The organism is Ensifer sp. Root558 (assembly GCF_001427045.1).
GTDB lineage: Bacteria > Pseudomonadota > Alphaproteobacteria > Rhizobiales > Rhizobiaceae > Ensifer > Ensifer adhaerens.
The window spans coordinates 16036-42778 of record NZ_LMGC01000038.1 but is presented as its reverse complement, the minus strand read 5'-3'; the positions used below and the strand labels follow the sequence as shown (position 1 = coordinate 42778).

The window sequence follows — 26743 nt, the reverse complement described above, 5'->3', positions numbered from 1 at the left end:
GCCATTGTTCCTTGAAGCCGCTCGCGCACAATCTCTTCGGCTCGCTCACTCCGCCAAATATTCGCGCAACAGCAGGCGTGCACGGTGCAGCCGCGCTTTCACTGCCTGTCGCGAAAGATCGAGAGCCGCGGCGATCTCGTCGATCGTCATCTCCTGGAGGTCGCGCATCAGAGCCACGTCGCGATAGTGCGGCGGCAGAGCCTCGAAGGCCGCTGCCAGATCAAGCCGCAACACATGTTCGGGCCGCTGCACCAGACTTGTTTCAAGTGCGTCCTCGTCTACGGCGGCGATCATGCCGGTACGTCGGGCGAGCCTCAGGCACTCCCGCCGCACCACGCTGAACAACCAGTTCGACAGGGTCGCGAGTGCCCGGATCGCGCCGACATGGCGCGACAGAAGCCAAAGCGTTTCTTGTGTCGCATCGTCGACATCGGCGGTCCGGCAGGTTGCTCGGGCATATCGGCGAATATCCGGCTGCGTCCGCTCGAGCAGCCGGACGATCGCATTGCGATCGCCGTGGCGGGCGGCTTCGAAAGTTTCAGTCGTCACCGCCTTTGTGTTCATGGCTTGATCCGATCATGGATCCCGGCAACGGCGCAGGCCGGGCAATAGCCGATGAGGCCGGTGAGGACGAAGGTGAGGGCCGATACGCCCACCAAGAGGGCGATCCACCCGCTCAGGAAACTGTATGCCATCACAGCCGCGCCAACCCCAAGGCCAATCCGCACGATCTGCTGCCCCTTACCTATATTCTTGCGAAAAAATGCCATGCAACACCTCCGGTGCAAACCGAGACCCATCGTCTCAGTCACAAGAGGCGCGGAACCCGGAAAAGGATTCGCGACGGCACGACTTTTTTCGTGACGGCGGATCCATCGGTACCAAATTTGGGCCGCTGTACTTCTGCCATGGCGCCGGCCAAGTGCTGTTCGGCCGTTGGCCGTCCCTTGACGCCGTCCGCCGAGCGTCTCCGTGCCCTCGATCCGGATTATCTCACTTGCGAGCCATCCGGGTTCCCAACGGAGATTCCTGTTCGATGAAACGAATACTGGTGACCCTGGTTGCAATGATTGCTCCGATTGCCATGGCTGAGGCTCATGCCGAGCCGCTTTCAAGTGCCTTGGCGAAGGCCTACCACAACAACCCGACGCTCAATGCAGCGCGGGCCGGAGTGCGCGCGAGCGCGTACGACATCGACATCGCACGGTCGGCGATGCATCCGAAAATCACCTGGCGCAGCGGGATCGGGTACAATTCCAGTGCGGCGACCAATCGCGGCACGTTTGGTATCGTTCTCGATCAGACCCTCTTCGACGGCCTGCAGACGACCAACAATGTCGAGGTCAATAAGGCGCGACAGCGCGCCGCCGAGGAAAACACCCGCAACACCGAGCAGAACATCCTGTTCGAGGCGACCGAGGCATATATGGACGTGGTGCTGACGCGCCGCATCGTCGCGCTACGCAAACAGGATCTGGATTTCCTCAAGGAGCTCACGCGATCCGAGATCGCCCGCCACCAAGCAGGCGAACGGACCCGAACAAACCTCGCTCAGGCCGAGGCGCGCCGCGCTGCGGCGCAGGCGGAACTGAGCCTCGCCCATGCCGAAGCGAAGCGTGCCCAAGCGACCTACAGGCAGGTCATCGGCGACGAACCGGGCAATTTAACCGGTGGAAAAGTTCCCGTGAAAATGCTGCCCGCCAACATCGATAAGGCGCTGGCGATTGCCGCCAAGCAGCATCCCGCTCTTCTGGCGAAACGGCACCTCGCCGAAGGCGCCATGTTCAATGTTGCCGTCAGCGAGGGAAAGCTCCTGCCGACCGTGAAGGGGGCGATCGGGATTGGCAGAGGTGAGGGCGTGAGCGCGATCGACGCAATTGATCGGCGATGGAGCAAAAGGCGGGCATCGAGCTCAAGGTGCCCATCTATCAGGGAGGAAAGGCGGCGGCCGAGGTACGGCGCTCGAAGGAGGACCTCGGGAAATCGAACTTCACCGTCGACGTTCAGCACGCCGAAGTTCAGTCGAAGGCGGCCTCTGCCTGGGCGCAATACCAGGGAGCGCTCGCAACCGCGTCCGCCAACCGGGCCGCCGTCAAGGCGGCAAAAATGGCCAAGGACGGCATGATGGCAGAACAAGCGATCGGCCAGCGCACGCTACTCAACGTACTGGAAGCCCAGGCCGACGTGGTGAAGGCGCAGGTGAAGCTCGCCACCGCTGAGCGGGAGACCGTCGTTGGAGGCTACCGCATCCTGTCGGCCATCGGCAGGCTCGGGGCCAAGGACCTGGGCCTCGTGGCCCGACGGGCGGATACCGAGACACGATGAGCGGACAAGCTCCCTAATGTTGCGCCGTGGCCCTCGCCGCGGTGGATTGCGACATGTTGCGTCTGAGGGGAAATCGGCCACCTATCCAAATGTCTCGATGCCTTCCGTCAGGTCGTACCAGGTATGTCGGCGCGAGGCCCAGAACACGGCGGCGGGCGGCGGGAAGTCCGGGTCGGCAAAGCAGCCCGCGGAGATCATCACCGCGTCCGTCAGCGCCTCCGCCTCCATGTAGACCAGCGTTCCGCATTTCGGGCAGAAGGTCTGGTCCACCCAGCGGCCGGCGTCGCTGCCGCGTCGCCACACCCGGCGTTCCCCTTCGATGCCGATGACGGACGCTCTGGAAAATCGGGCGCGATAGCCGAAGCCCGATCCCGTTGCGCGTTGGCATTCCAGACAGGCGCAGGCGTAGACACGGGCAGGGGGTCCGTTCACGGTAATCTTCAGGCCACCGCAGGCACAGCTTGCCGTTCGCTTTCCGGCGCACTCTAGGGTCTGCGGCCGTCCATTGTCTTTCAGGCGATCGCTTGTGGTCATGGCACGGACCTGGCCAGGGCCGCGCGTTCACGCGACAGATATCTTGCCGCAAACGTGCCAGGCTTCAGAAATATCCGGGCGCGCGCGGTGCCAATGCGCCCGCCGCCGGCAACACCTATATTGGTCATGAACGACAACTCCGGTTGAAAGCTGCCGTCTAATAGGAGCGGTTTTCGGAGCCTGTAAATTACGCACTTTAAAGTAAGCGGTAACTCGAAAGTAGGGAGCGGGGCGCGTGAAACGGTTGCAGCAGGACGATTGTGGCTTCGCATCGGCGCTGAACGCGATCGGCGGCAAATGGAAGACCCTGATATTGTGGGAGGTCAACATCGAACCGCGTCGCTTCGGCGAATTGCGACGTCTTCTGCCGGGGATCAGCGAAAAGGTCCTGGCACAACAACTTCGCGAAATGGAAGCCGATCGTCTGGTTCGCCGCGAGGTTTTTCCGGCCGCCGTTCAAAGGGTCGAGTATTCGGTGACGGAGTTCGGCAAGACCCTGAACGAGGCGGTCACGGTCCTGTCGACTTGGGGCAAGGAACATCAGGCAAGGCTTGCCGCGAAGGGCGAAGGATGTGTCGCCGATCCCGGCCGAAACTGAAACTGCAGTCCTTGGGTGATGGGGAATGGCTGGCATTCGCTCCAGGAGTGATGGCGCAGCGAGACGGGGTGTTCAGCCGTATGCGGCGGCCGGATATGTTTTGGCCGCCGCCGCAATCCCGATGTGAGCCGGGGTGCTGGAAGCCTCAGGCCTTTATGTCGGACAAGCTACGAGTCGTAATGCTCGGGCATTTCCTTGAGTTGATCCTTGGTCCACGTCGTCACGGCGTGGACGTCGCCATCTTCGTCACGCATGAAATCGAGATCGGCAAGCGGCACGGCAACGGGTTTTGCGCCGATGCCCAAAAACCCGCCGACGTCGATGACGACGGTGCTCGCTGTGCCGACGCCGTGGACGTGGTCGACCGTGCCGACCTTATCGTCGTCCGCTCCGTAAACCGTTGCCCCTTCCAAAATCGCCGGTGTCAGTTCCGTGGCTGCAAGGCGTACGTGACCAGTGTGATCCATCTTCGTTGCTCCTTTGACTTCACAGTGGGAGAACCGACTTGAGCGCAAACGGTTCCATCACCGTGTCACAGGTTCAAGCACGGGCAGGAGTTTCCAGAAGGGCTGCGAATGTCGCGTCATCGCCGTGCCGGCGGGGGGCCAACGGAGTTGCGGATGACGAGGTCAGGCCGCAGCAGGATTTCGGTTTCGGAGGGCGCGCGGTCTGAAAGCAACTCCAAAAGCAGCGCCATCGCGTGTTTGCCGATGGCGGTTCGAGGCTGGCGGATGGTCGTCAGCGAAGGCGTCATGAAACTCGCCTGCGGGACATCATCGAAGCCGGTGACGGAAAAATCGTCAGGGATGTCGTAGCCGCGGGCGCGCAGGCCAAGCGTCACGCCAAGCGCGGTCTGGTCGTTGACGCACATGAAGGCGGTCGGCAGGTCGTCGCGCATGAAGAGTTGTTCGAGCGCCAGCCTGCCGCTTTCCACCGTGCCGTCGCCTTCCATGATCAGACGGCGATTGATGGCAATATCGGCCGCTGCAAGCCCCGCTTCATATCCCTGTCGCCGGCGACCATAGGCAAGGCGGGTGTTGGAATCGCCGATGAAGGCGATGCGCCGGTGCCCTTCGGAAATCAGGAGATCGACGACTTTGCGAGCGCCCTCGACGTCATCGACCCCGACATAGGGGATGCCGCCGTTAAAGACCGGCTCGAAAACGCCGACGGTCGGCGGCAGCCGCGCCGTTAGCGTCTGATGGCCGAAGGGAAGGATGCCCGTAAACAGGATCATGCCCGCCGCCTGGTTGGAATTGAAGAACTTCAAATATTCCAGGCCACGCTGGGCGTCGTTCTGCGTATGGCCGATCAGGACGCCGTAACCATGCGCGCGCGCTTCGTTTTCGAGACCCACAAGAATGCTGGAAAAGTTTGGATCACCGATATCCGGTGCGACAACGAGGATCATGTTCGACCGCCCGAGCCGCAGGCTGCGCGCCATCGCATTGGGCGTGTAGCCGGTAATCGCGATCGCCTGGTTGACCTTGAGGCGCGTCGATTTGGCTACCTTTTCCGGCATGTGAATGGCCCGCGATACGGTCGCGATCGACACTTCGGCGATCCGTGCGACGTCTTCAATGGTTGCGGGCTGGGAATTGGACACACTTGGCCTCGGGATTTGCTGCGAGGACGTTACACAGGTTCGCCCGACGGTCAAACGAAGAAGCCAAAAAAATTGTCGGGCAAGTTTGATGTAAACCTTTACATCGGCGAGTGTAAAGGTTTACATCATTGAAATAGCGGTGGAGGCCGCAGGGAGGGGATAATGACCACGGAGCATGTCGACGGGGCTCCCGTCGTGCTGTCGGCGCGCCGCATCAGCAAATCGTTCAGCGGCGTGCAGGTCCTGTTCAGCGTCGATTTCGAGCTTCGCCAGGGCGAAATCCATGCGCTCATGGGCGAGAACGGGGCTGGAAAATCCACGCTGGTGAAGATCCTGTCGGGCTTCGAGCAGCCGACATCGGGCGAGATCCTGCTTGACGGGAAGTCGACGAAGCTGCCGGCCAATGGCGCTGCGGAAGCGCTCGGCATCGTCATCATCCACCAGGAATTCAATCTTGCCGAACATCTGACCGTTACCGAGAGCCTGTTTCTCGGCCGCGAGGTAACCCGTTTCGGCGTGCTCGACCGCAAGTTCATGCGCGCCGAGACCCGTCGTGTGCTCGATCTCCTCGGTTCGCATGTCGATGAGAGCGCGATGATCGGATCGCTCTCGATTGCCGAAAAGCAGATGGTCGAGATCGCCAAGGCCATCAGCCGCGATGCGCGCGTCGTGTTCATGGACGAGCCGACGGCTGTGCTGTCGCGCGAGGAGACGAACTTCCTGTTCCGGCTGGTGCGCAAGCTGCGCGACAAGGGAACGAGCTTCGTCTTCGTGTCGCACAAGCTCGACGAGGTGATGGAACTGACCGACCGCGTGACGGTGCTGCGCGACGGCCAGTGGATCAAGACGTCGCCGACCTCCATTCTCGACGGCGAGGCGATCGCCCAGCTGATGGTCGGGCGCGAGCTGTCGAGCCTTTATCCCGCAAAGAACGAGCCGGATGTCGACGAAGACGTGGTTCTGCGCGTCGATGCGGTATCGACCGGCTATGTCCGCGACGCGAGCTTCGAGGTGCGCCGCGGCGAAGTCCTCGGCTTTTCCGGCATGATCGGCTCAGGCCGGACGGAGCTGATGGAGGCGATCGTCGGCTTGCGCGCGCGCACGGCCGGCGAGGTGCTGGTGCGTGGCGAGCCGGTGCCATCCGGCGACGTGCATGCGGCCAACAAGGCTGGCCTTGCCTATATGACCAAGGACCGCAAGGCCAAGGGGCTCCTGCTCAATGCCGGTATGATGGCGAACCTGACGCTGCAATCGCTCGGCCGCCACAGCCGCCTCGGCTATCTCGATCCCGGCAGCGAAGAGGCGGCCCTGGTCAAGGCGCGGCGTCGCTTCGACATTCGCGTGCGGGACGACAGGATCGTAGCCGGGCGCATGTCCGGCGGCAATCAGCAGAAGCTGCTTCTCGCCAAGGTCATGGAAACCGACCCCAGCATCATCATCATCGATGAGCCGACGCGGGGCATCGACGTCGGCACCAAGCAGCAGATCTATCACTTCATTTCGGCGCTCGCCCGGGATGGCCGCTCGATCATCGTCGTCTCCTCCGAGATGCCGGAGATCATTGGCCTTTGCAGTCGCGTCGCGGTCATGCGGGAAGGCCATATCGCCGGCATTCTCGAAGGCGACGAGATCTGCGAACAGGAGATCATGCGTTACGCCGCAGGCCTGAAGAAAAAGACGGCGGCTTGAGCCGCACCAGCGGCGCGGCCGACGGCAACAACAACAAGATTCCCGACAGATGGGGGAGGTTCGATTGGACATGAGCGTGAACCAGGAAGGCAGCCAGGAAGCCATCCGCCGCCGCAGCTGGCGTGACATTGATCTGAGGGCAGTGGCGCCATTCGTTGCGCTGGCGTTGCTTCTCTTGGTCGGCGCGCTGGTCAATCCCAATTTCATCAGCATCACCAACCTCGCCAATGTCGCCACCCGAAGCGCCTTCATTGCGATCATCGCGGTTGGCGCGACCTTCGTGATTTCGTCCGGAGATCTCGACCTCTCCGTGGGCGCCATGGTCGCGTTCATCGCCAGCCTGATGATCCTGTTCATGAACTCCGGCGTCATTGCCGATCCGGTTCTCATGCTTCTGGCGGCAATCCTCTTTGCCATCGTCGCCGGTGCGCTTTGCGGCCTCACCAACGGCCTGATCACCACCGTCGGCAAGATCGAGCCCTTCATCGCGACACTCGGCACCATGGGCATCTATCGCGGGCTGACGACCTGGCTCTCGCAGGGCGGAGCGATCACGCTCAAGGAGCCTGAGCTGCAGGAAATGTACCGTCCAGCCTATTTCGGCACGATCGCCGGCGTGCCGGTTCCGATCGTCGTCATCCTTGCGGTGACTGCTGTTGCTGCCTTTGTCCTCTACCGCACGCGCTACGGTCGCCACGTCGTTGCTGTCGGTTCCAACCGCGACGTTGCCCGCTATTCGGGCATCTCCGTCAATCGCGTGCGCACCATCGCCTTCGTCATTCAAGGGCTCTGCGTTGCGGTCGCTGTTCTCCTCTATGTGCCGCGCCTCGGCTCGACCTCGGCCACGACGGGCATTTTGTGGGAGCTGCAGGCGATCACCGCCGTCGTCGTCGGCGGCACGGCGCTGAAGGGCGGCGCAGGGCGCGTCTGGGGCACGATCTGCGGCGCGTTCATCCTCGAGTTGGTCGGCAACATCATGCTGCTCTCCAACTTCATCAGCGAATATCTGATCGGTGCCATCCAGGGCGCGATCATCATCATTGCGATGCTCGTCCAGCGTTCGCTGGTGCGGAAGTCGTGAGACGGCCGGGCCTACAGGTCTCCCGGCCTTGAACAGGCTGACCTGAAATTTGGGAGGAACTTAATGCACAAGAAGCTATTCGGCCTGACCCTTGCCGCGATGACCGCCTTTGCCGGCGTGTCTCACGCGCAAGAGGAAAAGAAAGTAACCATCGGCGTCTCGATCCCGGCGGCCGACCATGGCTGGACGGCCGGCGTGGTGTTCCATGCCGAACGGGTCGCCAAGATCCTGATGGAGCGTAATCCCGGCCTGAACGTCATCGTCAAGACCTCACCCGATCCGGCAAGCCAGGCCAACGCCGTGCAGGATCTTGAGACGCAAGGCATCGACGCGCTCGTCATCCTGCCAACCGATCCGGATCCACTGGTCAACGCCATCAAGGAAGTGAAGGGCAAGGGGACCTTCGTCGCTCTCGTCGACCGTGCCCCGAGTGTCAACGACAACTCGGTGCGTGACCTCTACGTTGCCGGCAACAATCCGGCGCTTGGCCAGGTCGCTGGCGAGTACATCAAGGCAACGACGCCGGAAGCTGAAGTCGTCGTCATCCGCGGCCTGCCGATCCCGATCGACCAGCAGCGCCAGGACGGCTTCGACAAGGGCATCGAAGGCTCGAAGGTCAAGGTTCTCGACCGCCAGTACGGCAACTGGAACCGCGACGATGCCTTCAAGGTCATGCAGGACTACCTGACCAAGTACCCGAAGATCGATGTTGTCTGGTGCCAGGACGACGACATGGCCGTCGGCGTGCTGCAGGCGATCGAGCAGGCCAAGCGCACCGACATCCAGTATGTCGTCGCCGGCGCAGGCTCGAAGGAAATGATCAAGAAGGTCATGGACGGCGACAAGATGATCCCGGTCGACGTGCTCTATCCGCCGGCAATGGTCGGCACGGCGCTCGAAATGACCGTCGCCAACTTCTACGGCCAGGTTCCGGTGCGCGGCGTCTACACGATCGATGCAACGCTCGTGACCAAGGACAATGCGAAGGACTTCTACTTCCCGGATTCGCCGTTCTGATTAAGCTTTGATGTGATGACGGCCCGCGATTTGTGGGCCGTCATCAGGCTCGGCGAGGCTGAGAATACTGCCCCGCGGCCGGCCATCTTGCCGGCCTTTCAATTGCATTAGCATGCTGTTGAATCTCACTATGAATCGTCATAAAACCGTCACATAGCCGCCTGATCTTCCCTTGGCTTCCAGTCAGTTCAACATGAGAGCGATGATGCAAACACCCGCTGTGTCACGTCTGTCATCTGACGCGATAGCCGCTTCCGACGCAGAGCCGGTCGTCGTCGACCAGGCTGGTGCGATCTGCATTCGCAAGGAAAGCGGCGGGGACCGGTTCGAGGTGCTGCTCATTTGCGGCCGCACCACCGGGCTCTGGGGCATTCCCAAGGGGCACCTGGAGTATGGTGAAGACACCCCTGGCGCTGCCGTCCGGGAAGCGTTCGAAGAGGCCGGTGTTATCGGAACGGCGTTAAACGACGAAATCGGCGGCTACACCTACAGCAAGGTCGGCAAGACCGCCGTCTATCACGTCCAGGTTCACCTGATCGCCGTTGTGTCCATGGCGCCCGACTTTCCGGAAAAGGGCGCGCGCGCGATGCGCTGGGTGCCGGCATCCCTCGCGGCGTCGCTTGTCGGGCAGCCTGGCCTTAAAACGCTTCTCACCGAACGGCTGGGCGGGCTTGGAAACGATAGTCTCGCGAGTTGCGCCGATTAGTCACGTCCCTAAAGCCGGTCCCGCCTGCGACGCAGCTCGGCGGCGATCATGGCCTCGTCGCGCCGAAGACTGAGGTGTTGCGCGGCCGCCATGCCATCCTTCCACACCGACATTGCGCCGGCCTCCTTGCCCTCCAGCCAGAGCGATACGCCCGACCACAGCGCGAGTTGAGGCACGCCGATCGGAAAGGCTCGGGCATAACGTTTGAGTTCGCGTAGCGCTTGGGCCTCCCAGCGCGGCCATTCGTCGTAAGCGTGTGCGAGGCCGGCCTCGCGGCCCCGCAGGAAAACCTCGGCGGCGCCGGAGATGCCGACCAAAGTGCTGTGGGACGAAGGCCGGCGCATCAATTTGACCAGTTGCAAGGTTTCGGCGGCCGCCTGGACACTCTCCGCATGCCGCCCCGTGCGCGCGAGCGCCAGCGCCAGCGCACCCTTCGCCGAGATCTGCGCGGCCAGATCGACCGACCCGAGCATCGCTGAGCCGATCAGCCGGAGAATGTCGACGGCCTCGCGCGGCTGATCCGTGTGAAGCACGCACAACGCCTTGCACCGCAACGCCCAGATTTCCTGCTGGATATTGCCGGCATTCTGCGCGCGCGAGAGCAGGGCGGTCGCCGTTGGTTCGAGCGCGGCCTGCTCGCCACGGTAATAGAGCGACCAGAAGCGCATGCCCTGGGCATTGCACCACCGCAATTGGTCGCCGGCTCGAAGGCAGAACTGCTGGCCCTGTTCCAGCCTTGCGTCCACCCCCGCCCATTCTCCGCGCCCGAGCTGCCAGAGCGCGTCGAGATTGCAGACATGCGCATGGATCGCGGTGTCTGAAAGCTCGGTCGCGATCCGCTCCGCCCTTTCCATGAAATAGCGGCACCCGGAGCGCCAGCCCATCATCCCGAAGCCGCAGCCGAGCTGCGAGGCGGCGACGGCCATTTCGATCGTCCGTCCGGTCCGTTCGGCGCGCGCCACCGCGCCAACGAGATTGCACATTCCACGGGTGAAGCGCAGCTCGAAGTAGTCAACCAGCGCTGCCTGGTTCAGGCACCGCGCCATTTCCCTCTCCCAGGACAGCCGGTCCTCGCGGCGGGCAAGCTTCGCTGTTTCCGGCAGCATCTGCTGCGCCGCAAGCCGCAAGCTGCGCGCGGCAAGCCGTACCAGCGTCGCAGACGAAGAGACGGGAACCGGTTGGCCGGCCGCTTTCAGCGCATTCCTGACGGCAATGCCCTGCGCGTGAATGTCGCCGCGACTGTAGTGCGCTTCGGCAAGTTTGCGCCGCCAGCGAACCGCCTGCAGTCGCTGTTCGGGCGTCCAGTCCTGCGGCTTCGGCTCGTGCGCCATGCAAATGCCGAGAAAGAACTCGACCTCGCGGAAGGCGCCGACCTGCAAAGCCCTCGCGGCCGCCAGGTCCGCGTATTTCACGACCTTCTCCTTGTTGTCCGCCGCCTCGAAATGCTGAACGAGAACCGCCAGATCTCCACCCATTGCTTCAATGCGGCTGCGCTCCAGCCAGTGGGCGAGCGATGCGTGGAGGCGGCTGCGCAGGTCGCCCGGCATCGATCCGTAGACCACATCGCGCGTCTGGTCGTGACGGAATTCGTAGCTTCCGGCTTGGCCGAGCCGGCGCACCAGATGGGCATCGACCAGCCTTTCGACGGCGGAGCCGAGCCCTTCCGCATTCAGCTCTTCTTTCAGCAATGCCTCCAGCTCGGCAAAGGTGAACGAGCGTCCGATGACGGCCGCGGCTTTGATCACGTCCTGCGATGTCGAATCGAGGCGATCCACTCGCTCTCGGATGACGCGCTCGACTCCCTCGAAATACTGGAGGTCCTCAAGGGGGCGGATCGAGCGCCAGAGGCCATCGCGCACGGCGATCAAGCCTTCGCTCTTCAGCGTCAGCGCGATCTCCTCGGCAAAGAAGGGATTGCCTCCGGCAAGGGCGGCGACCCTGCGCGCGAGTTCCTGTTGTGGCGGAACCTCGCCAAGAGTGCGCGAAACGAGTTCGCAAACAGTGCCGTCGTCGAGCTCTTCGAGTTCGAGGATGCGGTAGCGCCGTGCCGGCTCCTCTGTCTCGGTCCCGGCTTCGCCTGCCGCCTCGACCCGTCGTCGCAATTGCTTCAGATCCTCGGGCACCTCTTCGGAGCGCACGCAGAGCACGAGCAGCAGCGAAGGCACAGAACCGAGCACCCATTCGACCAGCCGCCAGGAGGCGGAATCCAGCCACTGGCTGTCTTCGAGTACGAGGGCGAACGGCCGTGGCGCCAAGACGCCGAGGATATCGCCGAGGAGGCGCATGGTCGCATCGGCGCGGTGGGCACCTTCCAGGTGGCGCGTTCCCTCGTTCTGCTCGATCTCGATCGCCAGCAGGTCGTTAAGAAGGGGCAGGCGGTCTGCGATCCACGGCGCCGTGCGGATGCGCGCGGTAATGCTTTCGAGCAGGACGAGGCCATCGCTTTCGGCGGGCAATCCCAAAAGCGTTTCAAGAACGCGTCGCCAGGCCAGAAGCGAGCTTCGCCGGTCGTCCCGTTCGGCGAGCGTCACGGCAATCGCCACTCCCGCGGCGTGAAGATTCTCGGTAAAGGTGGCAGCCAGCCTGCTCTTGCCGATGCCGGGTTCGCCCAGGATGACGACAAGACGGCTCGAACCGCCGCGCGTCTCCTCGAAAGCATGCTGCAGGAAAGCGAGTTCCCGCTCTCGGCCAATCAGCGTTGCCGCAGACAGGGCCCGCGACTTCGGCTCAAGAGGACGAAAGACCGGCGCCACGTCGCCAAGTCCCGCCAGCTGGACGGTTCCGCGTTGCTCGAAATCGAAGGACGCCCGGCTTGCCCTTTCGGTCGGCGCATCGCACAGCACATCATTGGAGACGGTCGTGACGAGGCGCGCGGCGCGATTGACCGGCGTGCCGAGAACCATCAGCTGTCGGCGGCGCGTGCTGCCGACGACTCGAAACAGGGCTTCGCCCGTCGCCACGCCGACCGAGACGGCAAGCCCCATCTCCGTGATATGGCGACCGATGGCGCGGGCGGCATCCACGGCGCGGGCCGGGTCGTCGCGGTGAAACGTCCCGCGTGTCCCGAAAGCGCAGAGGTAAACGAGCCCCTTGTCGTCGAAGAGGAGTTCGCCCGGAGGACCGCCGTAGCGGTGCGAAATCGCCTGAAGCGTTGCGCAGAGGTTCTGGTGTCGGACGAGCGCTTGGGCATCTTGGTGTTGCAGACCGATTATCCGGACGAAAATGACGGACACTGGTCTGATCTCCGCAAGCGTGTCCAGCCGTGCATCGCGATGGACATTGCCTTCGGCTAAGGCGTTGGGGGATGCGGGCTCGATGCCCATCATCGTCGGCGAGGGGCCAAGCAACTCCTGAAGCTGCATCGGCAGGAATGCGACGAGCCATTCGTGCGCGATGTGCGGATGCGCTGGAGCGGCGACGGGCGCGCGCGCATTTGCCTCGCCATTGGTCAGGGCATTTGCCGCCTCTGGTGACAGAACGACTTCCCAGCGATGGGCAAGTGTCTGCGCACTTGCGGCCTGAACGACGGCATCCCCCCCAGCCACAAGGTTCCAGACCGGCTGGCCGCCGATGGCGGCCGCCCAGAGCTGCCCGGCGCCGATGCCGATATGTAGGGTAGGTCCGATTTCGCCTGCACCCGGATTTCGCTGCTCGCGGCTCTCCTTGCAGATCGCTTCGGCGCACTCGGCCGCACTCTTGACCGCGCGCGCCAGACCCGTTTCGTCGGCGGGCCAATAGGCCAGAAGCGAGTCACCCGCAAAGAGGAGGACTTCGCCGCCCCGGTCGCAGACATGGTCGGCGCAGCGCGCGTAGGAAATACCGAGCAGCTTCGGGATCTGCACCAGCCCTTCCTTGCCGCGCCGCGCCAGTTGCTCGACGAGGGCCGTATAGCGCGAGACGTCGACAAAGATCACGGCGGCCGGAAACTCTACCGCCGACGGCCGCTCTCCGTGAGAGCCGTGAAGCCGGCCAAGCAAGTTCAGCGGCAAAAACCCTTCGAGCGATTTTGCGATCGTCTCCATGTTTCCTTCGCGCGGTGATTGATCACGAAATGCGCGAAACAGGGGCCATCTTCGCGCAGAAGTGCATTTATCCCTCGCCGATTTGCTGACTCTCGCATATTATTTAGCAATCGCTAAGAGGGCTAGCCGACTTCGATCGATCGGCTTTGGCGGAAACCGCACACGTTTCGGATTTTTGCATTCTTCCCGGATGTCGATGCCCCCTGTTGGGGATCACCGAAAGACATGAGCCATCGCGGCTCGCACACCGAGTTCAGGCGTCAGACGCATCTTATGGAGAGCGTTATGTCCGATTGGAGCTACGGATACCTGCACCGTGCCCGAGACCGACGTCCCGGAGGCGACCATGGCCAGCATTGACTTCGACAACACCTCGCATACCGCGTGGATTTCCCAGGGTTTCGAAAGGCTGGTCGACCGGGTTCGGAAGACGCCGGCGGCGCTCCACTTTGATGTTCTGGTCGTCGGCAGTGGCTATGGCGGCGCAATCGCTGCCGCCACCATGGCCGGCCGCACGAAGGGAGGCGCTCCGATCAAGGTCGGGGTGCTCGAGCGGGGCAAGGAGTATCTGCCGGGCGCGTTTCCAACAGGTCTTGCCGAACTGCCTCGCCATATCCGCCGCGATCGCAACAAGGAAGGGCTGGTCGACGTGCGGATCGGCCCGGAGGTCGTCACGGTGGTCGCAAACGGCGTCGGCGGCGGTTCGCTGATCAATGCCGGCGTCATGGAAGTTCCCGACGAGAGCGTGTTTCACACGCGCTGGCCCGACGACCTCAAGGACCTGACGACCTGGCGGCAGTATTATGATCGTGCGGGCGAGCTTCTGGGCGGCACCGCAAACGGCGTCCCGAACAGCATCTCGAAACATCCCGACGGCATTCCCCAGAAACACAAGTCCTTCCGCAGCATCGCGTCGACGGGTTTTCGCGAGGCAGCGATTACGGTCGCGATGACCGACACGGTGAGCTCGGGAAATGTCAGGCTCAATAAATGCGTGCGCTGCGGCGACTGCGCGACGGGCTGCAATTTCGGCGCAAAGAACTCGCTCGACGTCAACCTGCTCGTGACGGCGCTGCGCAACGAGGCAGAGATCTTCAGCGGCGCGACCGTGCTCAGCGTCAAGCCGGACGGCGGCAACTGGATCGTCGATTGCGTCTACACCGACGCGGCCCTGCGCGCACCCGACGGCGACGTGCTGCAGGTGCGCGCAGGCAAGGTCGTGCTGGCGGCGGGCACGCTCGGCTCGTTCGAAATCCTGAAGCGCTCACAGGCCAAAGGCCTCAGCCTCTCCGTGCATTTCGGCAACCATTGCTCGACCAATGGCGACATGCTGGTGACCGATTATGCCACGTCAAATCCGGTCAATACCGTCTCGGACGAGGCCGTGCAGCCCTCCAAGCGTGCGATCGGACCCACCATCACCGGCGTGCTCGATCTTCGAAAAACGGCAGGTGTTCTGATCGAGGAACTCTCCGTTCCAGCTGGCTTGCGCCTCGCCTTCACCGAGATCTTTGCAACGCTCAACACGCTTCACGGGCTCGACCGGTTCGACTGGTCGACGCATACGCGGGGCTTTCCGGACGACGACGCCTATGTGGCGCCGACCGGCAGGATCGAACATTCCGCCGTCTATGCCGTCATGGCCGATGACGGCGCCGCCGGGCGTATGGAACTGGATGAAACGGCTTCCGACAGCGATGACGGCACGGCGCGGATGCGCTGGGACGATCTGCCGTCCCTGCCGATCTTCGACACCGAGGTTGAGGCGCTGGCACGGCTGGCGAAGAATACGGGCGGGCGCGTCATCGCCAATCCCGTCTGGAAGCTCCTGCCGGCCAGCCTGAACTGGCTGCTGCAAAACAAGCGCGGTCCGCTCACCACCGTGCATCCGCTCGGTGGCTGCGTGATGGGCAACACCGGCGCGACGGGCGTCGTCGATCATCTGGGGCGTGTTTTCAAATCGGAGCTTCCGAACGACTTCCATAATGGCCTCGTGGTCCTCGACGGCTCGATTATCCCGACGGCGCTTGGCACCAATCCGGCGCTCACCATAGCGGCAGTGGCCCTGCGCGCCTCGGAGACACTCGCGGCCGCCTGGAATTATGTCGCCCCGGCCCCTGCTGCGCCCGGCCTAGCTTTGGCCCGCCCGGTGTTTCGTGAAACCGATGCCGCTGCATCTGCCCCTGATACCGATGCCGAGATCATCGAGCGCCTTGCCGGCCGGGTCAGGTTTTCAGCGCCCGGTACGACCTCTGAAACGCGAGTTGTCGAGCTCACACTGCGTTTCGAGCCGAAGGCGCTGGCCGATTTGGCGCCAAGCAATGGTGGCGATGGAACCCTTGAGGTCGCGACCGACGCCTCCGTGCCGTTGGCCCGTAGCATGATCCGAATTTTTCCGGCGGATCAGTGGGACAATCTCCATCAGACATGGGCGCCCGCCGGCCTGAAGGAGCAGAAGCTCCAGGCGATTGCCGTCTTTACGGCGCCCCTGACCGGCAGCCTGCGGGTCCTCGAGCGCCAGTCGACGTGGGTCGGCGGCAGGATCTGGCGTGCCGGCAAGGCATGGGTGCTCAACCGAGGCCTGCGCGACAGCTATCAGGCGATCGTCGACGGCGACGGTGGGCCCGGCTTCTTTGAGCGCGTCCGCTCAGGTCTTGCCATCGCCAGTCGGTCCGGCGAGATCCGCGCCTTCGTCTATGATCTGAAGGTCGGCGCGCCGGACCCGATCACCGGTGGCATCTCGCTTGCGGGCGATCGTATCGTCGGCACCAAGCGCTTCACCTATGATCGGCGTTCCAATCCCTGGCGTCAGCTCATGGAAGTCGCGCTGGAGCAATTTCCGGGGTTGGAGGCAGCGTCCGGCGGGCGCGTGCTGACGCTCGACCTCGACTATCTCGCCCGCATCGGCGTGCCGCTCGTGCGCATCACGGAACAGCGCGACGGCGTCGCCGCGATCGGAGCGCTCCTGACTTTCCTCGGGTATTTTCTCCGGCTGCTTTTGGGAATGCATATCTGGAGTTTCCGCGCACCCGATAAAGACAAGGACCCGGCAAACGACGCGGTGGATTTCCGCCCGCCGGCGCAGTTGAAGATCAAGGGCGGCGGCACGGTCGCGGCGCAACGACAGACGCTCGTCGTCGGAACGAGCAAGCCTCAACTCGGCGGCCCGCCGGTTGTCGGGAAAGTACTGCTAACCCGCTATCCCTATCCGGGCACGACGAAGCGGCCGCTGGTGATGATCCACGGATACAGCGCCGGCGGGACGACCTTTGCCCACCACGCCGTCAATCCCAACTTCGCCAGCCATTTCTGGAAGACGGGGCGTGATGTCTGGATCGCCGACCTCAGAACCAGCCCGGCGCACCCGACCGCAAGTGCGGCCTGGAGCTTCGACGAAATCGGCAAGGAAGACGTGCCCTTGGTGTTGCGGACGATCGCCACACAGACCGGTGTGCCGAAACTCGACGTCATCGCCCATTGCATGGGCACGATGGTTTTCAGCATCGCCACACTGGAGGGTAAGATCCAGGACCTCGTCGACCGGGTGGCCTTCACGCAGGTCGGTCCGCTGGTGGTCTTTACGCCTGCCAACATCTTCCGCGCCTATGCGGTGCGTTACCTTCTCGGCTTCCTGCCCGATAGCTACAGCTTCAATCCGGATAAGCCGACGCTCGCCGATGACCTTTGGGACCGCGTGCTTTCGACGCTTCCTTACCCGGTCGAGGAGTTCGACGTGGAAAATCCGATCTGGCCATGGAAGCGGACGCCGTGGACAAGAACCCGGCACCGGATGGACGCGCTCTACGGACGCGACTTCAACGTCGCCAACATGGAGCCTGAAATGCTGCGCTTCATCAACGAGCATTTCGGCGCGCTCAGCCTCAATACGGTCTCCACGACGGTGCATTTCGTGCGTAATGCCATGCTCACCGACTTCCGGGGGCAAAACCGACTGGTGTCACGAGAAGTCCTGCAGGATAAGTGGAAGTTCCCCACCTTCAGCGTCCATGGATCGGGCAACGGTCTCACGGATCCTGCCACCGTCGACCGCATGCGCCGCGTCTTCGACGATGCAGGTCGTGTCTACCTGGAACCCTATCTCAACCCTGGCGCCGGTCACCAGGACGCCCTTATCGGGACGACCCGGCATGCGACCTTGCAGAAGATCGAAGCTTTCCTCGACCAGAACATCCAACGCCAGCCTGTGGCCGCAGACACCGAGATGACGGCCTACCCGCCCTGGATCGGGCCGATCATTACCGAGGAGAACGGCGAGCTGACCATTCGCCTTGGCACGCTGCCGTCGATCCGCCAGACCGAGGGCGTGATCATGCTGCGCGTGCTGGTAAACGGCGACGACATCCAGCGCCCGGATGGCCAGCCCTGGGATCTGCCTTACATCGTCAGCCACATGATGGTCTACTGGTCCCCGGCGTTGCGCGACAACCACTGGGATGCGTTCAAGGCGCCGCTCCCAACATCAATGCCGGGGTATGATCCGAACTTCCCGGGAAACGCGTTGCTCGTCTTGCTTGCCTACGCGGAAGACAAGCTTCTGCCGCCGTTCATTGAGGAGACATACTACGCGCTCGCCAAGAATGGCGTCGTCTATCGGGCGCTGCTTCGCGAGTCGAACGAGAACCCGGAGAGGGTGCTGGAGGTACTTCCCTATCAGCGTTTCGAGCGGATCTCGCAGGCCGCCTCGCGGATGATGGATGCGCCGCAGCCCGCCATCAATCCGGGCAAGGCTGTGAAATTTTCGCCGAACCGCCTCGTCTACAAGGACACGACCCCGACGACCAACCTGACGGTCGGCGCCGCTCCGCAGACGGCGACGCCTGCAAGTTCCTCGATGAACCTCAACTTCCTTATGGGAGCGTCGGTTCTGGAAAATCTGGTCGAGCAGGACCGGGCAATGATGGACGGCGTTATCCCCTACGATTCCCCGCTCGCTCCTCCTGTTCAGCCTTCGCCCGCCGGCACCAGCTTCATCCTGGCTTCGTGCCAGTACCCGGCCGGGTTCATCGACAGGAAGGTTGCCTATCGCTCCTATGCCGAGGTCGCTGACAGAATAGGGGCGGGGGTGGGTATCCAGCCGAAGTTCGCGCTCCTCGTCGGCGATCAGGTCTATGTGGATCCGACCGCAGGGCTCTACGATCCGGCCGCGAGCGATGACAGGTATCGCCTCCCTTACGAAGCTTGGTTGCAGGAACGCAGCGTGCGCGAGGTCCTGCGCCGCATACCGTCGTTCATGCTGCTCGACGACCATGAGATCGACGACAACTGGGAGCCGCTTGCCTCTCCGAACGATATCGATACGAATGCCAAGCTGAAGAAGGAGGGTTTCGCGGCCTTCGAGAAATACCAGCGTGGAGTGGATCCCAAGCTGAAGACGTTCGACTACGAGGGCTTCCATTTCTTCCTGCTCGACACGCGCAGCGAAAGGACGCACCGCAAGATCGGCGCCGGGCTTGCCAATGCGACCCTGTTCAAGACGGGCGTCGGCGAGACGATGAGCGACCTGGAGACGTGGCTTTTAAAAAATGGCCCGAAGTTCATAGCGTCGCCATCGATGTTTCTCCCGCGTCATCGCCGGGCGATCCAGCGCGATGCCAGCCTCAGCCCGGACAACCTGAGTGCGCTGCGTTCCGATGGCTGGGATGGCTATCCGAACAGTCTGCGTGATGTTCTCGGCGCCATCGCCGCCGGAAAGATCAAGCATGTCGTGCTCCTCTCCGGTGATGAACACCGGGGCTGCATTGCAACGGCGCTTCTGACGGAAATGGACGGCACGCCGATCACGACCGTGCATTCGATCCACACCGCGGCAATGTATGCGCCTTATCCTTTTGCAAACGGGATCGACCAGGATATCGTCGAGCAGGAGACGTTCGAGTTCGACTACAAGGCCAAGCGCTATCACTGCATCGTCGACGCGACCCGGCCGGCTCCCGGCGACGGTGCGACTTTTCTCCACGTCCGGCAGGATGGCGCCGATTGGAAGCTCGACTGCGAATATGCGGGGACTGTGCAGACGCTCACGCTCTGATCCCATCTCCTGGCGCGTTACTGGTTCAAATCCTTACGGGAAGGCTCGAGCGGGCCCGTTCACGAGGACGTGTCCGGGTGATCCGCCATGCCGTTTTGTCACCCGATGCCGTCGCTTGACAGTCGGTTCAAAATAAACTTAACATGTTAATGGATTGAAGCTTTCCGATGAGGAGCAAAGGGAAGTTTCAAGCGACCGGGGAGATCTGCCCGCCGGATAACCTTCAGGGGCCGTGAAGGATCAGGTGCGTGCATGCGATGTTCGCCGCGCGTGAATGTGGGGTCGACAGGGAGGAACCTATGAAACTGAGCAGACGGAATTTGATGAAGACCGGCGGCGCTCTGCTTGCAGCGCCCTTCGTTCTGAAAATCGGTGCGGCGCGCGCCCAGGAAACAGTCACGCTGAAGCTGCACCATTTCCTGCCGCCGGCATCCAACGTTCATCAGCGGCTGTTGACGCCATGGGCGAAATTGCTGGCAGAACAAAGCGGCGGTGCGCTGAAGGTCGACATCTTCCCGGCCATGCAACTCGGCGGAAAGCCGCCGCAGCTCTACGATCAGGCGTCGAACGGCGTCGTCGATATCGTCTGGACCTTGCCCGGCAACACGCCCGGACGTTTCCCGTCCACGGAAGTGTTCGAACTGCCATTCGTCGCTGCCAAGGAGGCGACCGTCAACGCGCAAGCCTGCCAGGAATATGGCCAGACGCACGTACTGAAGGAAACTGGCGATACCCAGCTCTTGTGCTTCTGGGCGCATGATCAGGGCCTGATCCACACCAATAAGGAAGTGAAGACCGGAGCGGACCTCGCCGGGCTGAAGCTTCGCAATCCGACGCGCCTTGCCGGTGAGGCGCTGGCGGCACTGGGGGCGACGCCGGTCGGCATGCCCATTCCGCAGGTGCCCGAAGCACTGGCCCAGCGGTCGATCGACGGCTGCGTGCTCCCGTGGGAAGTGGTTCCCTCGATCAAGGTGAACGAGCTCACCAAGTTCCATACCGAAATCCCGGGCTCGCCGACGCTCTATACCGCAACTTTCTTCCTGGCGATGAACAAGGGCAAGTACGACGGGTTGCCGGCCGACCTCAAGGCCGTGCTGGACGCCAACAGCGGCATGGCCTTCGCCAAGAAGGCCGGCGAGATGTGGGACAGCGTCGGTGCCGAAGTGCGCGCGGCAATCGAGACATCCGGAGAAGGAACAATCAGCACGATCAGCGAGGACGAAAAGGCGAAGTGGGTGGAGGCAACCAGACCCGTCCACGACAAGTGGATCGAGGACATGAAGGCCAAGGACCTCGACGGCAAGGCGCTGATCGCCACGGCGCAGGCGCTTGTGCAGAAATATTCGGGCGCCTGAGCGTACTGCCGGCCGTACTCGCCTGAACGTGGCGCCTGAACGCGCCGCTGCATGAACCAACAGCACGAGGCCTCAACAATGGAAGACGTAGGATACGAGGACGCGGTGAGGGTGCCGCGCCGCAGGGAAGTCGAACGCCTCGCGGCCGGTTTGGCACTGATCGGCGGCACGCTTCTTTGCCTTGCGGCGGGATTGGTCACCGTCAGCGTGCTGGGCCGATGGCTGTTCAATCGGCCGGTGCCGGCCGACTACGAGCTAGTGGAAGTGGCGGTCGGCGTCGCCGCCTTCTCCTTTCTCGCATACACACAGGCCCGCAACGGCCATATTGCCGTCGATACCTTCACGTTGGCTCTCCCCGCACGCGTCACGCGGGTCATCGACGGCCTTTGGGACCTGCTTTTGGCCGGCTGCCTGGCGTTTTTTGCCTGGGGTCTGTTTACCGGTGGCCTGGAGGCGAGGGGATACGGGACGACGCTGATCCAGCTGCCCTGGCCGATCTGGCCAGTCTATCTGACCTGTGCGGCGCTGGCGGCGCTCGCAGCCGTCATCGGAGTTTCCGTTTCCCTCTTGAAAATCGGAGGCGGCCGATGAGCGGTTTTGCCATTGCCTTCGTCGGATTCGCAGCCATGCTGCTCTTGATCGCCATCCGGATGCCGATCGCCCTTGCCATGCTTGCGGTGGGCGCTGCCGGTTATGCCTATCTCTCTGGCCCGCATGCGCTGGTCTACTATCTGCAGACCAACACCTACAGCCAGTTTGCCAGCTACACGCTTTCGGTCATACCGCTCTTCATCCTGATGGGCGCGCTTGCCGAGCAATCGGGCATCGCCGCAACGCTCTTTCGCGTCGCCGAGCGAGGCTTCGGACGGTTCAAGGGCGGAATGCCAATGGCGGTCATCGCCGCCTGCACCGGATTCGGCGCGATCTGCGGCTCGTCGGTCGCAACCACGGCGACCTTCGGGCGTGCGGCCCTGCCGGAACTGCGCCGGGCGCGCGTCGATGTCGGTCTTGGCACCGGGACGATTGCCGCTGGTGGCACGCTCGGCATCCTCATTCCCCCATCCGTCATCCTGGTGATCTATGCGATCACCGCCGAGCAGAACATCGCCAAGCTGTTTCAGGCCGCCCTGGTGCCGGGGCTGCTGGCGGCCGCCTTCTATCTGATCGCGATCGCCGTCGTCGTCCGGCGCAAACCCGATCTCGCGCCGCCGGTCACAGCGACCGAGGCGGTTCGAACCCCCCGTCCTTTCTGGGCGAGGCCCGTAGGGCTGATCATCTTTGCCGGTGGCGCGATCGGCTGGCTGCTCGGCTCGCTCGGGACGGTAGGGGGCGTATTGCTGGCGATATTCGGCCTGCTGCTGCTGGCTGCGGACTTTGCGATCGTGCCCGCGGCGGCGGTTGCCGTCACGGTGGTCGGCGGCATCTATGGCGAAGTGTTCACACCGACGGAAGGTGCCGCGGTGGGTGCCGCCGTAACGCTGCTGGTGGGGCTGCTGCAACGGACCCTGAGCCTTGGCGCCCTGAAAAACGCGCTGCTGCAGACGGCTGAAACGAGCGGGATGATCTTCCTGATCCTGCTCGGCGCCGAGGTCTTTGGCGCGTTTCTGGCGCTAACGCAGATGCCGGCGACGCTGGCTTCAATGGTCGGACAGTCGGGGCTGCCGCCCTATGTCGTCATTTGCGGAATGCTCGTCACCTATTTGGTGCTCGGCGCCGTCATGGACGAGTTGGCGATGATCCTGCTGACGTTGCCGGTCTTCATTCCGATCATCCTGACGCTGGACTTGGGCATGCCGACCGAGGACGTTGCCATCTGGTTCGGCATTCTCGTGCTCATCGTCGTCGGCATCGGCCTTTCCGCCCCGCCGATCGGCCTCAACGTCTTCATCATCAACAAGCTGGCGACCGACGTTCCGATCGTTGAGACCTATCGTGGCGTGATGCCATTCGTGATCGCCGACCTCATCAGGCTGGTGATCATCACGCTGTCACCCGGCGTCGCTCTGGCGCTCGTCCGGTTGTTGAATTGAGAAGAAGCTGGCAGGGCGCGACCTCCGCCTTGGACGTCGCGCTCACAGATCCTTCCAGCTATGGAACATGGCGGCCTGGCCGGCATGTTCGCCGTTGGCGCGCACCAACTGCCACACGATGGCGTTCTCGATCCAGAAACGGCGTCCGGATTTTGCGATCCGAAGCCCACGATAGCTGTCGATGAAGCCCTTGGTGGAGACACTGTCTAAAAGACGCTGCCGTTCCTCGCGGTTCGGCGCCTCGGCCGAGAGGCGCGACGGCATGCCGATGAACTCCTGCCAACTGTAGCCGAAGCAGGCCTGGGCGGTTTTGTTCGCGTAGAAGAAACGCGGGTCGTCCGACCGGTCGTGCGCCAAAAGCGCAAAGGGTGCGTTCTCGTAAAGCCAGCGGCCGTCGAACGGATGGTCGACCAGCTCTTTGCCGGTCACCTGGCGGTAACTTGCAACGATCAGGGCGAAGGCGTCATCGGCATCATATTCGGTTGTCATCGCCCTTCGTCTCCATAGCGCCGGGGTGGGCGTCAGGCGTTCAAGGACGGAATGAACTTCCCGTCATAACGCACGCGGAAATTCCGGCGTTGCGCATCTTCCTGGAAGCAGACGAACACCAGCTCGAGGTCATTTGCGCTGCTGCGCCTTCCAAGCAGGCTGAGCGTGATCACGACCACGCCGCCATAGGTGCGGGTCAGGGCGATCGCTGCCCTTCGAATTTCGTTGGTGCCGGCGTCGTCCCGCTCTTCGCGGCGCTCATAGACCTGCCAGAAGGGCGAAGCTTCCCAGGCCGCGCGCAGCGCCTCGGTGATCTGGTCCTTGAACTCCTCGACGGATCTGCCCTTGCTCCACGAGACGGTCTTTTCGGTGTAGTCGGCAAAAATGTCGAGATAGCCGTCATAGTCGTTCGCATCGGAGAAACAACGCTCGATCATCCCGAGCGCCATTTCATCGGAAATTCCTGCCTTGAAGTATATCGTCATCGAATCGCCAACCCTGCCTTGAACGCCTATCTAGTCAAAGCGCCAAGGATGTATCTAGTCCCCGATTGTCATATTGCTGCGGCCGAGAGGTTCCCCGCGTAAGGCGATCGGCTCTGGTGTTAAAGATCACCATTCATGCCAGTTTTTGCCGAATGCGCTATTCTGCCACCCATGAACACCATGAACATTTCCCTCCCGGACTCTCTCAAAAGCTTCGTCGACGAGCAGGTCGCCCGGCGGGGTTATGGTACGAGCAGCGAGTCTATCCGGGAGTTGATCCGCCGGGATCAGGACTGGCTCAATCTGCGTCGGCTATTGCTCGATGGTGCCTCTTCCGCACAAGCCGACCCGACCGACGCTGGCTACTTCGCCGATTTGCGTGACCGGGTTCGTGGTCGATCGGCCAAGTGAGCAACAAGCCGGTCATTTCGCGTCAACCGGCCAGCAGCGACGTCGAGGCGGCGATCGAGTGTTATGCAACGTAGGCTGGGGCTGACGTCGCTCACGCTTTTGGCGACGCGTTTCAGGCTGCCTATGCGTTGATTGTTGCGCGTCCGGAATCCGGTTCGTTGCGCTTTGCCTACGAACTGGCGCTCCCTCATTGGCGAAGTGTCGGTCTGAAGAGCTACCCATACCTCGTGTTCTATCGTCAACGGGCCGACCATATCGACGTGTGGCGCGTGCTGAATAAGCCCTGACTGTAAGCTATTGGTTGCCTTGGGAAAGCTGAGGCAAAAACTCCGCGAAACTGAGCGGAAACGAGACGAAATTTCTAAGGCTTGGCACAACCAGGGTCCGCGTTCCCTCGCGCTCCCACATGCCTGCCGATAGGTTCTGGGTCAGCATCAACACCGGAGAACCGCATGAAACGCCTCCTCATTCTCGGCGCCACCCTTGTCGCGCACTTTGTGACCCCTGCGCTGGCACAGGAGCCGACGAAGCTTCTCAACGCCTCCTACGACGTTTCCCGCGAGCTCTTCGTTGCCGAGAACGAGGCCTTCATCAAGCAGCATCCGGGCGTGACCATCGACCAGTCGCATGCCGGCACGTCGAAGCAGGCCCGCTCGATCCTCGAAGGCCTGGAAGCCGACGTCGTCACCTTCAACCAGACCACCGATATCGAGTTCCTGGCCAAGAACGGCTTTGTCTCCAAGGATTGGGCGAAGGCGTTCCCGAACAATGCCTCGCCTTTCTATTCCTTCCCGTCCTTCCTGGTGCGCAAGGGCAACCCGAAGAACATCAAGGACTGGTCCGATCTCGCCCGTGACGATGTTCACGCTGTCTTCCCCAATCCGAAAACGTCGGGCAATGCGCGCTACACCTATCTGGCGGCCTATGCCTGGGCCAAGGAGGCCTATGAAGGCGACGAGGCGAAGATCGAAGCCTACATTACCAAGATCTTCGACAACGTTCCGGTGTTCGACACCGGCGGCCGCGCCTCGACGACCACCTTCGTCGAGCGCGAAACCGGCGACGTCCTGATCACCTTCGAGGCAGAGACCCGCAGCATCGCCAAACAGTATGGCGCCGACAAGGTCGAGGCCGTCATCCCGTCGGTCAGCCTGCTCGCCGAGTTCCCGGTCGCGGTCGTCGACAAGGTCGCCGAGAAGCACGGCACTCAGGCGCTCGCCAAGACCTATCTCGATTTCCTCTATACCGAGGAAGGCCAGCGCATCGCCGCCGAGTTCGGCCACCGCGTCCGCAACGAAAAGGTCGCCGGGGAATTCAAGGCGCAGTTCCCCGACATTCGCCTCGTCAATGTCGACGACGTCTTTGGCGGCTGGAGCAAGATCCAGGCAGAGCACTTCGCTTCCGACGGCATTCTGGACAAGCTCTACGGCAGCCGCTGATCGCTCTTTAAACTCGCATTCAGTCAGCCCGGCAGACGAACCGTCTGCCGGGTTTCACCATGACATGACAAGGAAATGAACGCTTGAGACGCAATGTCCTGCCCGGGTTACGCCTGTCGCTGGGGGTGACGCTGCTCTATGGGAGCCTGATCGTCGTTCTGCCGCTGGCAGCCCTCGTGTTCAAGGCCGCAAGCCTCGGCCCTCTCGACTACTGGCAGATCGTCTCGTCGCCGCGGGCACTCGCAAGCTATCGCGTCACCGTGACGGCCGCCCTTGGCGCGACGCTCTTTAATCTCTTCTTCGGCCTGGCGCTCGCCTGGGTGCTGGTGCGCTACCGCTTTCCGGGGCGCCGCATCGTCGATGCCATGGTCGACCTGCCGTTTGCCTTGCCGACGGCCGTTGCCGGCATTTCGCTGACCGCACTTTTCACGACCAACGGCGTGTTTGGCTCAATCCTCGAAGACTACGGCATCAAGGTTGCCTATACGCCTATCGGCATCATGATCGCCATGTGCTTCACCTCGCTGCCCTTCATCGTGCGCACGGTGCAACCGGTACTGGAGGATCTCGATCCGGCGCTGGAGGAGGCAGCCCAGTCGCTTGGCGGCTCGGACCTCGCGATCTTCCGCAAGGTCATTCTGCCGCTGCTGACACCGGCGCTTCTCGCCGGCGTCTCTTTGTCCTTCGCCCGCTCGCTCGGCGAATTCGGCGCGATCATCTTCATCGCCGGCAACCAGCCGATGTCGACCGAGATCACCGCGCTGCTGATCTTCATCCGGCTTGAGGAATACGACTATCAGGCAGCGGCGGCGATCGCGTCCGTCCTGCTGCTCACGGCCTTCCTCATGCTCGCGGTAACCAACTGGCTGCAGGCGCGGGCGCTGCGCTACACGCGGAGGTCTTGACC

Annotated in this window: 21 protein-coding genes and 2 pseudogenes; 15 read left to right on the top strand and 8 right to left on the bottom strand. The window is 62.6% G+C overall.

What is annotated here, in order from left to right; all coding sequences use genetic code 11:
- Positions 1–45 precede the first annotated feature (45 nt).
- Together ASD63_RS32190 and ASD63_RS32185 are read right to left on the bottom strand one after the other, a co-directional pair.
- Positions 46–564 carry a sigma-70 family RNA polymerase sigma factor gene (locus ASD63_RS32190; protein WP_034798132.1) on the bottom strand — a complete coding sequence of 173 codons (519 nt, stop codon included), beginning with the start codon at positions 562–564 and terminating at the stop codon, positions 46–48.
- Complete coding sequence (locus ASD63_RS32185; protein ID WP_034798134.1) at positions 561–770, bottom strand: DUF2892 domain-containing protein; 210 nt, start codon at positions 768–770, stop codon at positions 561–563. The genes ASD63_RS32190 and ASD63_RS32185 overlap by 4 nt, the downstream gene beginning before the upstream one ends.
- Between ASD63_RS32185 and ASD63_RS36830 the strand changes: the two are divergent.
- Together ASD63_RS36830 and ASD63_RS36445 are read left to right on the top strand one after the other, a co-directional pair.
- Positions 689–1636, top strand: a pseudogene (locus ASD63_RS36830) (TolC family protein); the annotation flags it as partial. The gene ASD63_RS32185 and the pseudogene ASD63_RS36830 overlap by 82 nt on opposite strands.
- Before the next feature lie 251 nt (positions 1637–1887).
- On the top strand, positions 1888–2325 hold the full coding sequence (locus ASD63_RS36445; protein ID WP_082573048.1) for a TolC family protein: 438 nt from the start codon (positions 1888–1890) through the stop codon (positions 2323–2325).
- Positions 2326–2406: 81 nt separating this feature from the next.
- Here the strand turns inward: ASD63_RS36445 and ASD63_RS32170 are convergent, their stop codons facing one another.
- Positions 2407–2757, bottom strand: a complete 351-nt coding sequence (locus tag ASD63_RS32170; protein WP_034798240.1) for a GFA family protein — start codon at positions 2755–2757, stop codon at positions 2407–2409.
- Positions 2758–3094: 337 nt separating this feature from the next.
- Between ASD63_RS32170 and ASD63_RS32165 the strand changes: the two genes are divergently transcribed.
- Positions 3095–3457, top strand: a complete 363-nt coding sequence (locus ASD63_RS32165) for a helix-turn-helix domain-containing protein (RefSeq protein ID WP_060530506.1) — start codon at positions 3095–3097, stop codon at positions 3455–3457.
- Between the two features lie 167 nt (positions 3458–3624).
- Here ASD63_RS32165 and ASD63_RS32160 read toward each other — a convergent pair whose 3' ends face one another.
- Positions 3625–3924, bottom strand: a complete 300-nt coding sequence (locus ASD63_RS32160) for a PRC-barrel domain-containing protein (protein WP_034798138.1) — start codon at positions 3922–3924, stop codon at positions 3625–3627.
- Between the two features lie 116 nt (positions 3925–4040).
- On the bottom strand, positions 4041–5063 hold the full coding sequence (locus ASD63_RS32155; RefSeq protein WP_060530505.1) for a LacI family DNA-binding transcriptional regulator: 1023 nt from the start codon (positions 5061–5063) through the stop codon (positions 4041–4043).
- Positions 5064–5225: 162 nt separating this feature from the next.
- Here ASD63_RS32155 and ASD63_RS32150 point away from each other — a divergent pair, with 162 nt between their 5' ends.
- The 4 genes from ASD63_RS32150 to ASD63_RS32135 all read left to right on the top strand — a co-directional run bounded on the left by ASD63_RS32150 (position 5226) and on the right by ASD63_RS32135 (position 9556).
- Positions 5226–6752 carry a sugar ABC transporter ATP-binding protein gene (locus ASD63_RS32150; RefSeq protein WP_060530504.1) on the top strand — a complete coding sequence of 509 codons (1527 nt, stop codon included), beginning with the start codon at positions 5226–5228 and terminating at the stop codon, positions 6750–6752.
- A gap of 70 nt (positions 6753–6822) precedes the next feature.
- Positions 6823–7833, top strand: a complete 1011-nt coding sequence (locus ASD63_RS32145; RefSeq protein WP_034798144.1) for an ABC transporter permease — start codon at positions 6823–6825, stop codon at positions 7831–7833.
- Between the two features lie 63 nt (positions 7834–7896).
- A complete protein-coding gene (locus ASD63_RS32140) occupies positions 7897–8850 on the top strand; it encodes a substrate-binding domain-containing protein (RefSeq protein ID WP_034798145.1) in 954 nt (317 codons plus the stop codon).
- Between the two features lie 205 nt (positions 8851–9055).
- Positions 9056–9556, top strand: a complete 501-nt coding sequence (locus ASD63_RS32135; protein WP_060530503.1) for an NUDIX hydrolase — start codon at positions 9056–9058, stop codon at positions 9554–9556.
- A gap of 8 nt (positions 9557–9564) precedes the next feature.
- Here the strand turns inward: ASD63_RS32135 and ASD63_RS32130 are convergent, their stop codons facing one another.
- Positions 9565–13578 carry an adenylate/guanylate cyclase domain-containing protein gene (locus ASD63_RS32130; protein ID WP_060530502.1) on the bottom strand — a complete coding sequence of 1338 codons (4014 nt, stop codon included), beginning with the start codon at positions 13576–13578 and terminating at the stop codon, positions 9565–9567.
- Between the two features lie 346 nt (positions 13579–13924).
- Between ASD63_RS32130 and ASD63_RS32125 the strand changes: the two genes are divergently transcribed.
- The 4 genes from ASD63_RS32125 to ASD63_RS32110 all read left to right on the top strand — a co-directional run bounded on the left by ASD63_RS32125 (position 13925) and on the right by ASD63_RS32110 (position 23012).
- Complete coding sequence (locus ASD63_RS32125) at positions 13925–19627, top strand: alpha/beta fold hydrolase (protein ID WP_060530501.1); 5703 nt, start codon at positions 13925–13927, stop codon at positions 19625–19627.
- A 299-nt stretch (positions 19628–19926) separates the two neighbouring features.
- Entirely contained in the window at positions 19927–20982 is a 1056-nt protein-coding gene (locus tag ASD63_RS32120) for a TRAP transporter substrate-binding protein (RefSeq protein ID WP_060530500.1), read from the top strand.
- A gap of 78 nt (positions 20983–21060) precedes the next feature.
- The gene (locus ASD63_RS32115; RefSeq protein WP_162253370.1) at positions 21061–21573 is read left to right on the top strand and encodes a TRAP transporter small permease; all 513 of its coding nucleotides are present in this window, start codon (positions 21061–21063) and stop codon (positions 21571–21573) included.
- The gene (locus tag ASD63_RS32110) at positions 21570–23012 is read left to right on the top strand and encodes a TRAP transporter large permease (protein WP_034798150.1); all 1443 of its coding nucleotides are present in this window, start codon (positions 21570–21572) and stop codon (positions 23010–23012) included. The genes ASD63_RS32115 and ASD63_RS32110 overlap by 4 nt, the downstream gene beginning before the upstream one ends.
- Positions 23013–23054: 42 nt before the next feature.
- Here ASD63_RS32110 and ASD63_RS32105 read toward each other — a convergent pair whose 3' ends face one another.
- Positions 23055–23501 carry an MEKHLA domain-containing protein gene (locus tag ASD63_RS32105; RefSeq protein WP_060530498.1) on the bottom strand — a complete coding sequence of 149 codons (447 nt, stop codon included), beginning with the start codon at positions 23499–23501 and terminating at the stop codon, positions 23055–23057.
- A gap of 32 nt (positions 23502–23533) precedes the next feature.
- Positions 23534–23986 (bottom strand): hypothetical protein, encoded by a 453-nt coding sequence (locus ASD63_RS32100; RefSeq protein ID WP_034798155.1) that lies wholly within the window; start codon positions 23984–23986, stop codon positions 23534–23536.
- 135 nt (positions 23987–24121) lie between these two features.
- On the opposite strand from ASD63_RS32100, the gene ASD63_RS32095 reads away from it, so the two are divergent.
- The 4 genes and pseudogenes from ASD63_RS32095 to cysT all read left to right on the top strand — a co-directional run bounded on the left by ASD63_RS32095 (position 24122) and on the right by cysT (position 26741).
- A complete protein-coding gene (locus tag ASD63_RS32095) occupies positions 24122–24397 on the top strand; it encodes a type II toxin-antitoxin system ParD family antitoxin (RefSeq protein WP_060530497.1) in 276 nt (91 codons plus the stop codon).
- Positions 24394–24684, top strand: a pseudogene (locus tag ASD63_RS34675) (type II toxin-antitoxin system RelE/ParE family toxin). The gene ASD63_RS32095 and the pseudogene ASD63_RS34675 overlap by 4 nt, the downstream one beginning before the upstream one ends.
- Positions 24685–24849: 165 nt before the next feature.
- Entirely contained in the window at positions 24850–25836 is a 987-nt protein-coding gene (gene cysP / locus ASD63_RS32090; RefSeq protein WP_060530496.1) for a thiosulfate ABC transporter substrate-binding protein CysP, read from the top strand.
- An 83-nt stretch (positions 25837–25919) separates the two neighbouring features.
- Complete coding sequence (gene cysT, locus ASD63_RS32085; RefSeq protein WP_060530495.1) at positions 25920–26741, top strand: sulfate ABC transporter permease subunit CysT; 822 nt, start codon at positions 25920–25922, stop codon at positions 26739–26741.
- Positions 26742–26743 lie beyond the last annotated feature (2 nt).

Bases quoted from the DNA above. Each gene is read 5' to 3' on its own strand.
- ASD63_RS32135 (WP_060530503.1), top strand. From the start codon at position 9,056: ATGCAAACACCCGCTGTGTCACGTCTGTCATCTGACGCGATAGCCGCT.
- ASD63_RS32105 (WP_060530498.1), bottom strand. From the start codon at position 23,501: ATGACAACCGAATATGATGCCGATGACGCCTTCGCCCTGATCGTTGCA.
- ASD63_RS32125 (WP_060530501.1), top strand. From the start codon at position 13,925: ATGGCCAGCATTGACTTCGACAACACCTCGCATACCGCGTGGATTTCC.
- ASD63_RS32150 (WP_060530504.1), top strand. From the start codon at position 5,226: ATGACCACGGAGCATGTCGACGGGGCTCCCGTCGTGCTGTCGGCGCGC.
- ASD63_RS32130 (WP_060530502.1), bottom strand. From the start codon at position 13,578: ATGGAGACGATCGCAAAATCGCTCGAAGGGTTTTTGCCGCTGAACTTG.
- ASD63_RS32185 (WP_034798134.1), bottom strand. From the start codon at position 770: ATGGCATTTTTTCGCAAGAATATAGGTAAGGGGCAGCAGATCGTGCGG.
- ASD63_RS32140 (WP_034798145.1), top strand. From the start codon at position 7,897: ATGCACAAGAAGCTATTCGGCCTGACCCTTGCCGCGATGACCGCCTTT.
- ASD63_RS32115 (WP_162253370.1), top strand. From the start codon at position 21,061: ATGGAAGACGTAGGATACGAGGACGCGGTGAGGGTGCCGCGCCGCAGG.
- ASD63_RS32110 (WP_034798150.1), top strand. From the start codon at position 21,570: ATGAGCGGTTTTGCCATTGCCTTCGTCGGATTCGCAGCCATGCTGCTC.
- ASD63_RS32095 (WP_060530497.1), top strand. From the start codon at position 24,122: ATGCCAGTTTTTGCCGAATGCGCTATTCTGCCACCCATGAACACCATG.
- ASD63_RS32160 (WP_034798138.1), bottom strand. From the start codon at position 3,924: ATGGATCACACTGGTCACGTACGCCTTGCAGCCACGGAACTGACACCG.
- ASD63_RS32145 (WP_034798144.1), top strand. From the start codon at position 6,823: ATGAGCGTGAACCAGGAAGGCAGCCAGGAAGCCATCCGCCGCCGCAGC.
- ASD63_RS32120 (WP_060530500.1), top strand. From the start codon at position 19,927: ATGAAACTGAGCAGACGGAATTTGATGAAGACCGGCGGCGCTCTGCTT.
- ASD63_RS36445 (WP_082573048.1), top strand. From the start codon at position 1,888: ATGGAGCAAAAGGCGGGCATCGAGCTCAAGGTGCCCATCTATCAGGGA.
- ASD63_RS32100 (WP_034798155.1), bottom strand. From the start codon at position 23,986: ATGACGATATACTTCAAGGCAGGAATTTCCGATGAAATGGCGCTCGGG.
- ASD63_RS32190 (WP_034798132.1), bottom strand. From the start codon at position 564: ATGAACACAAAGGCGGTGACGACTGAAACTTTCGAAGCCGCCCGCCAC.
- cysP (WP_060530496.1), top strand. From the start codon at position 24,850: ATGAAACGCCTCCTCATTCTCGGCGCCACCCTTGTCGCGCACTTTGTG.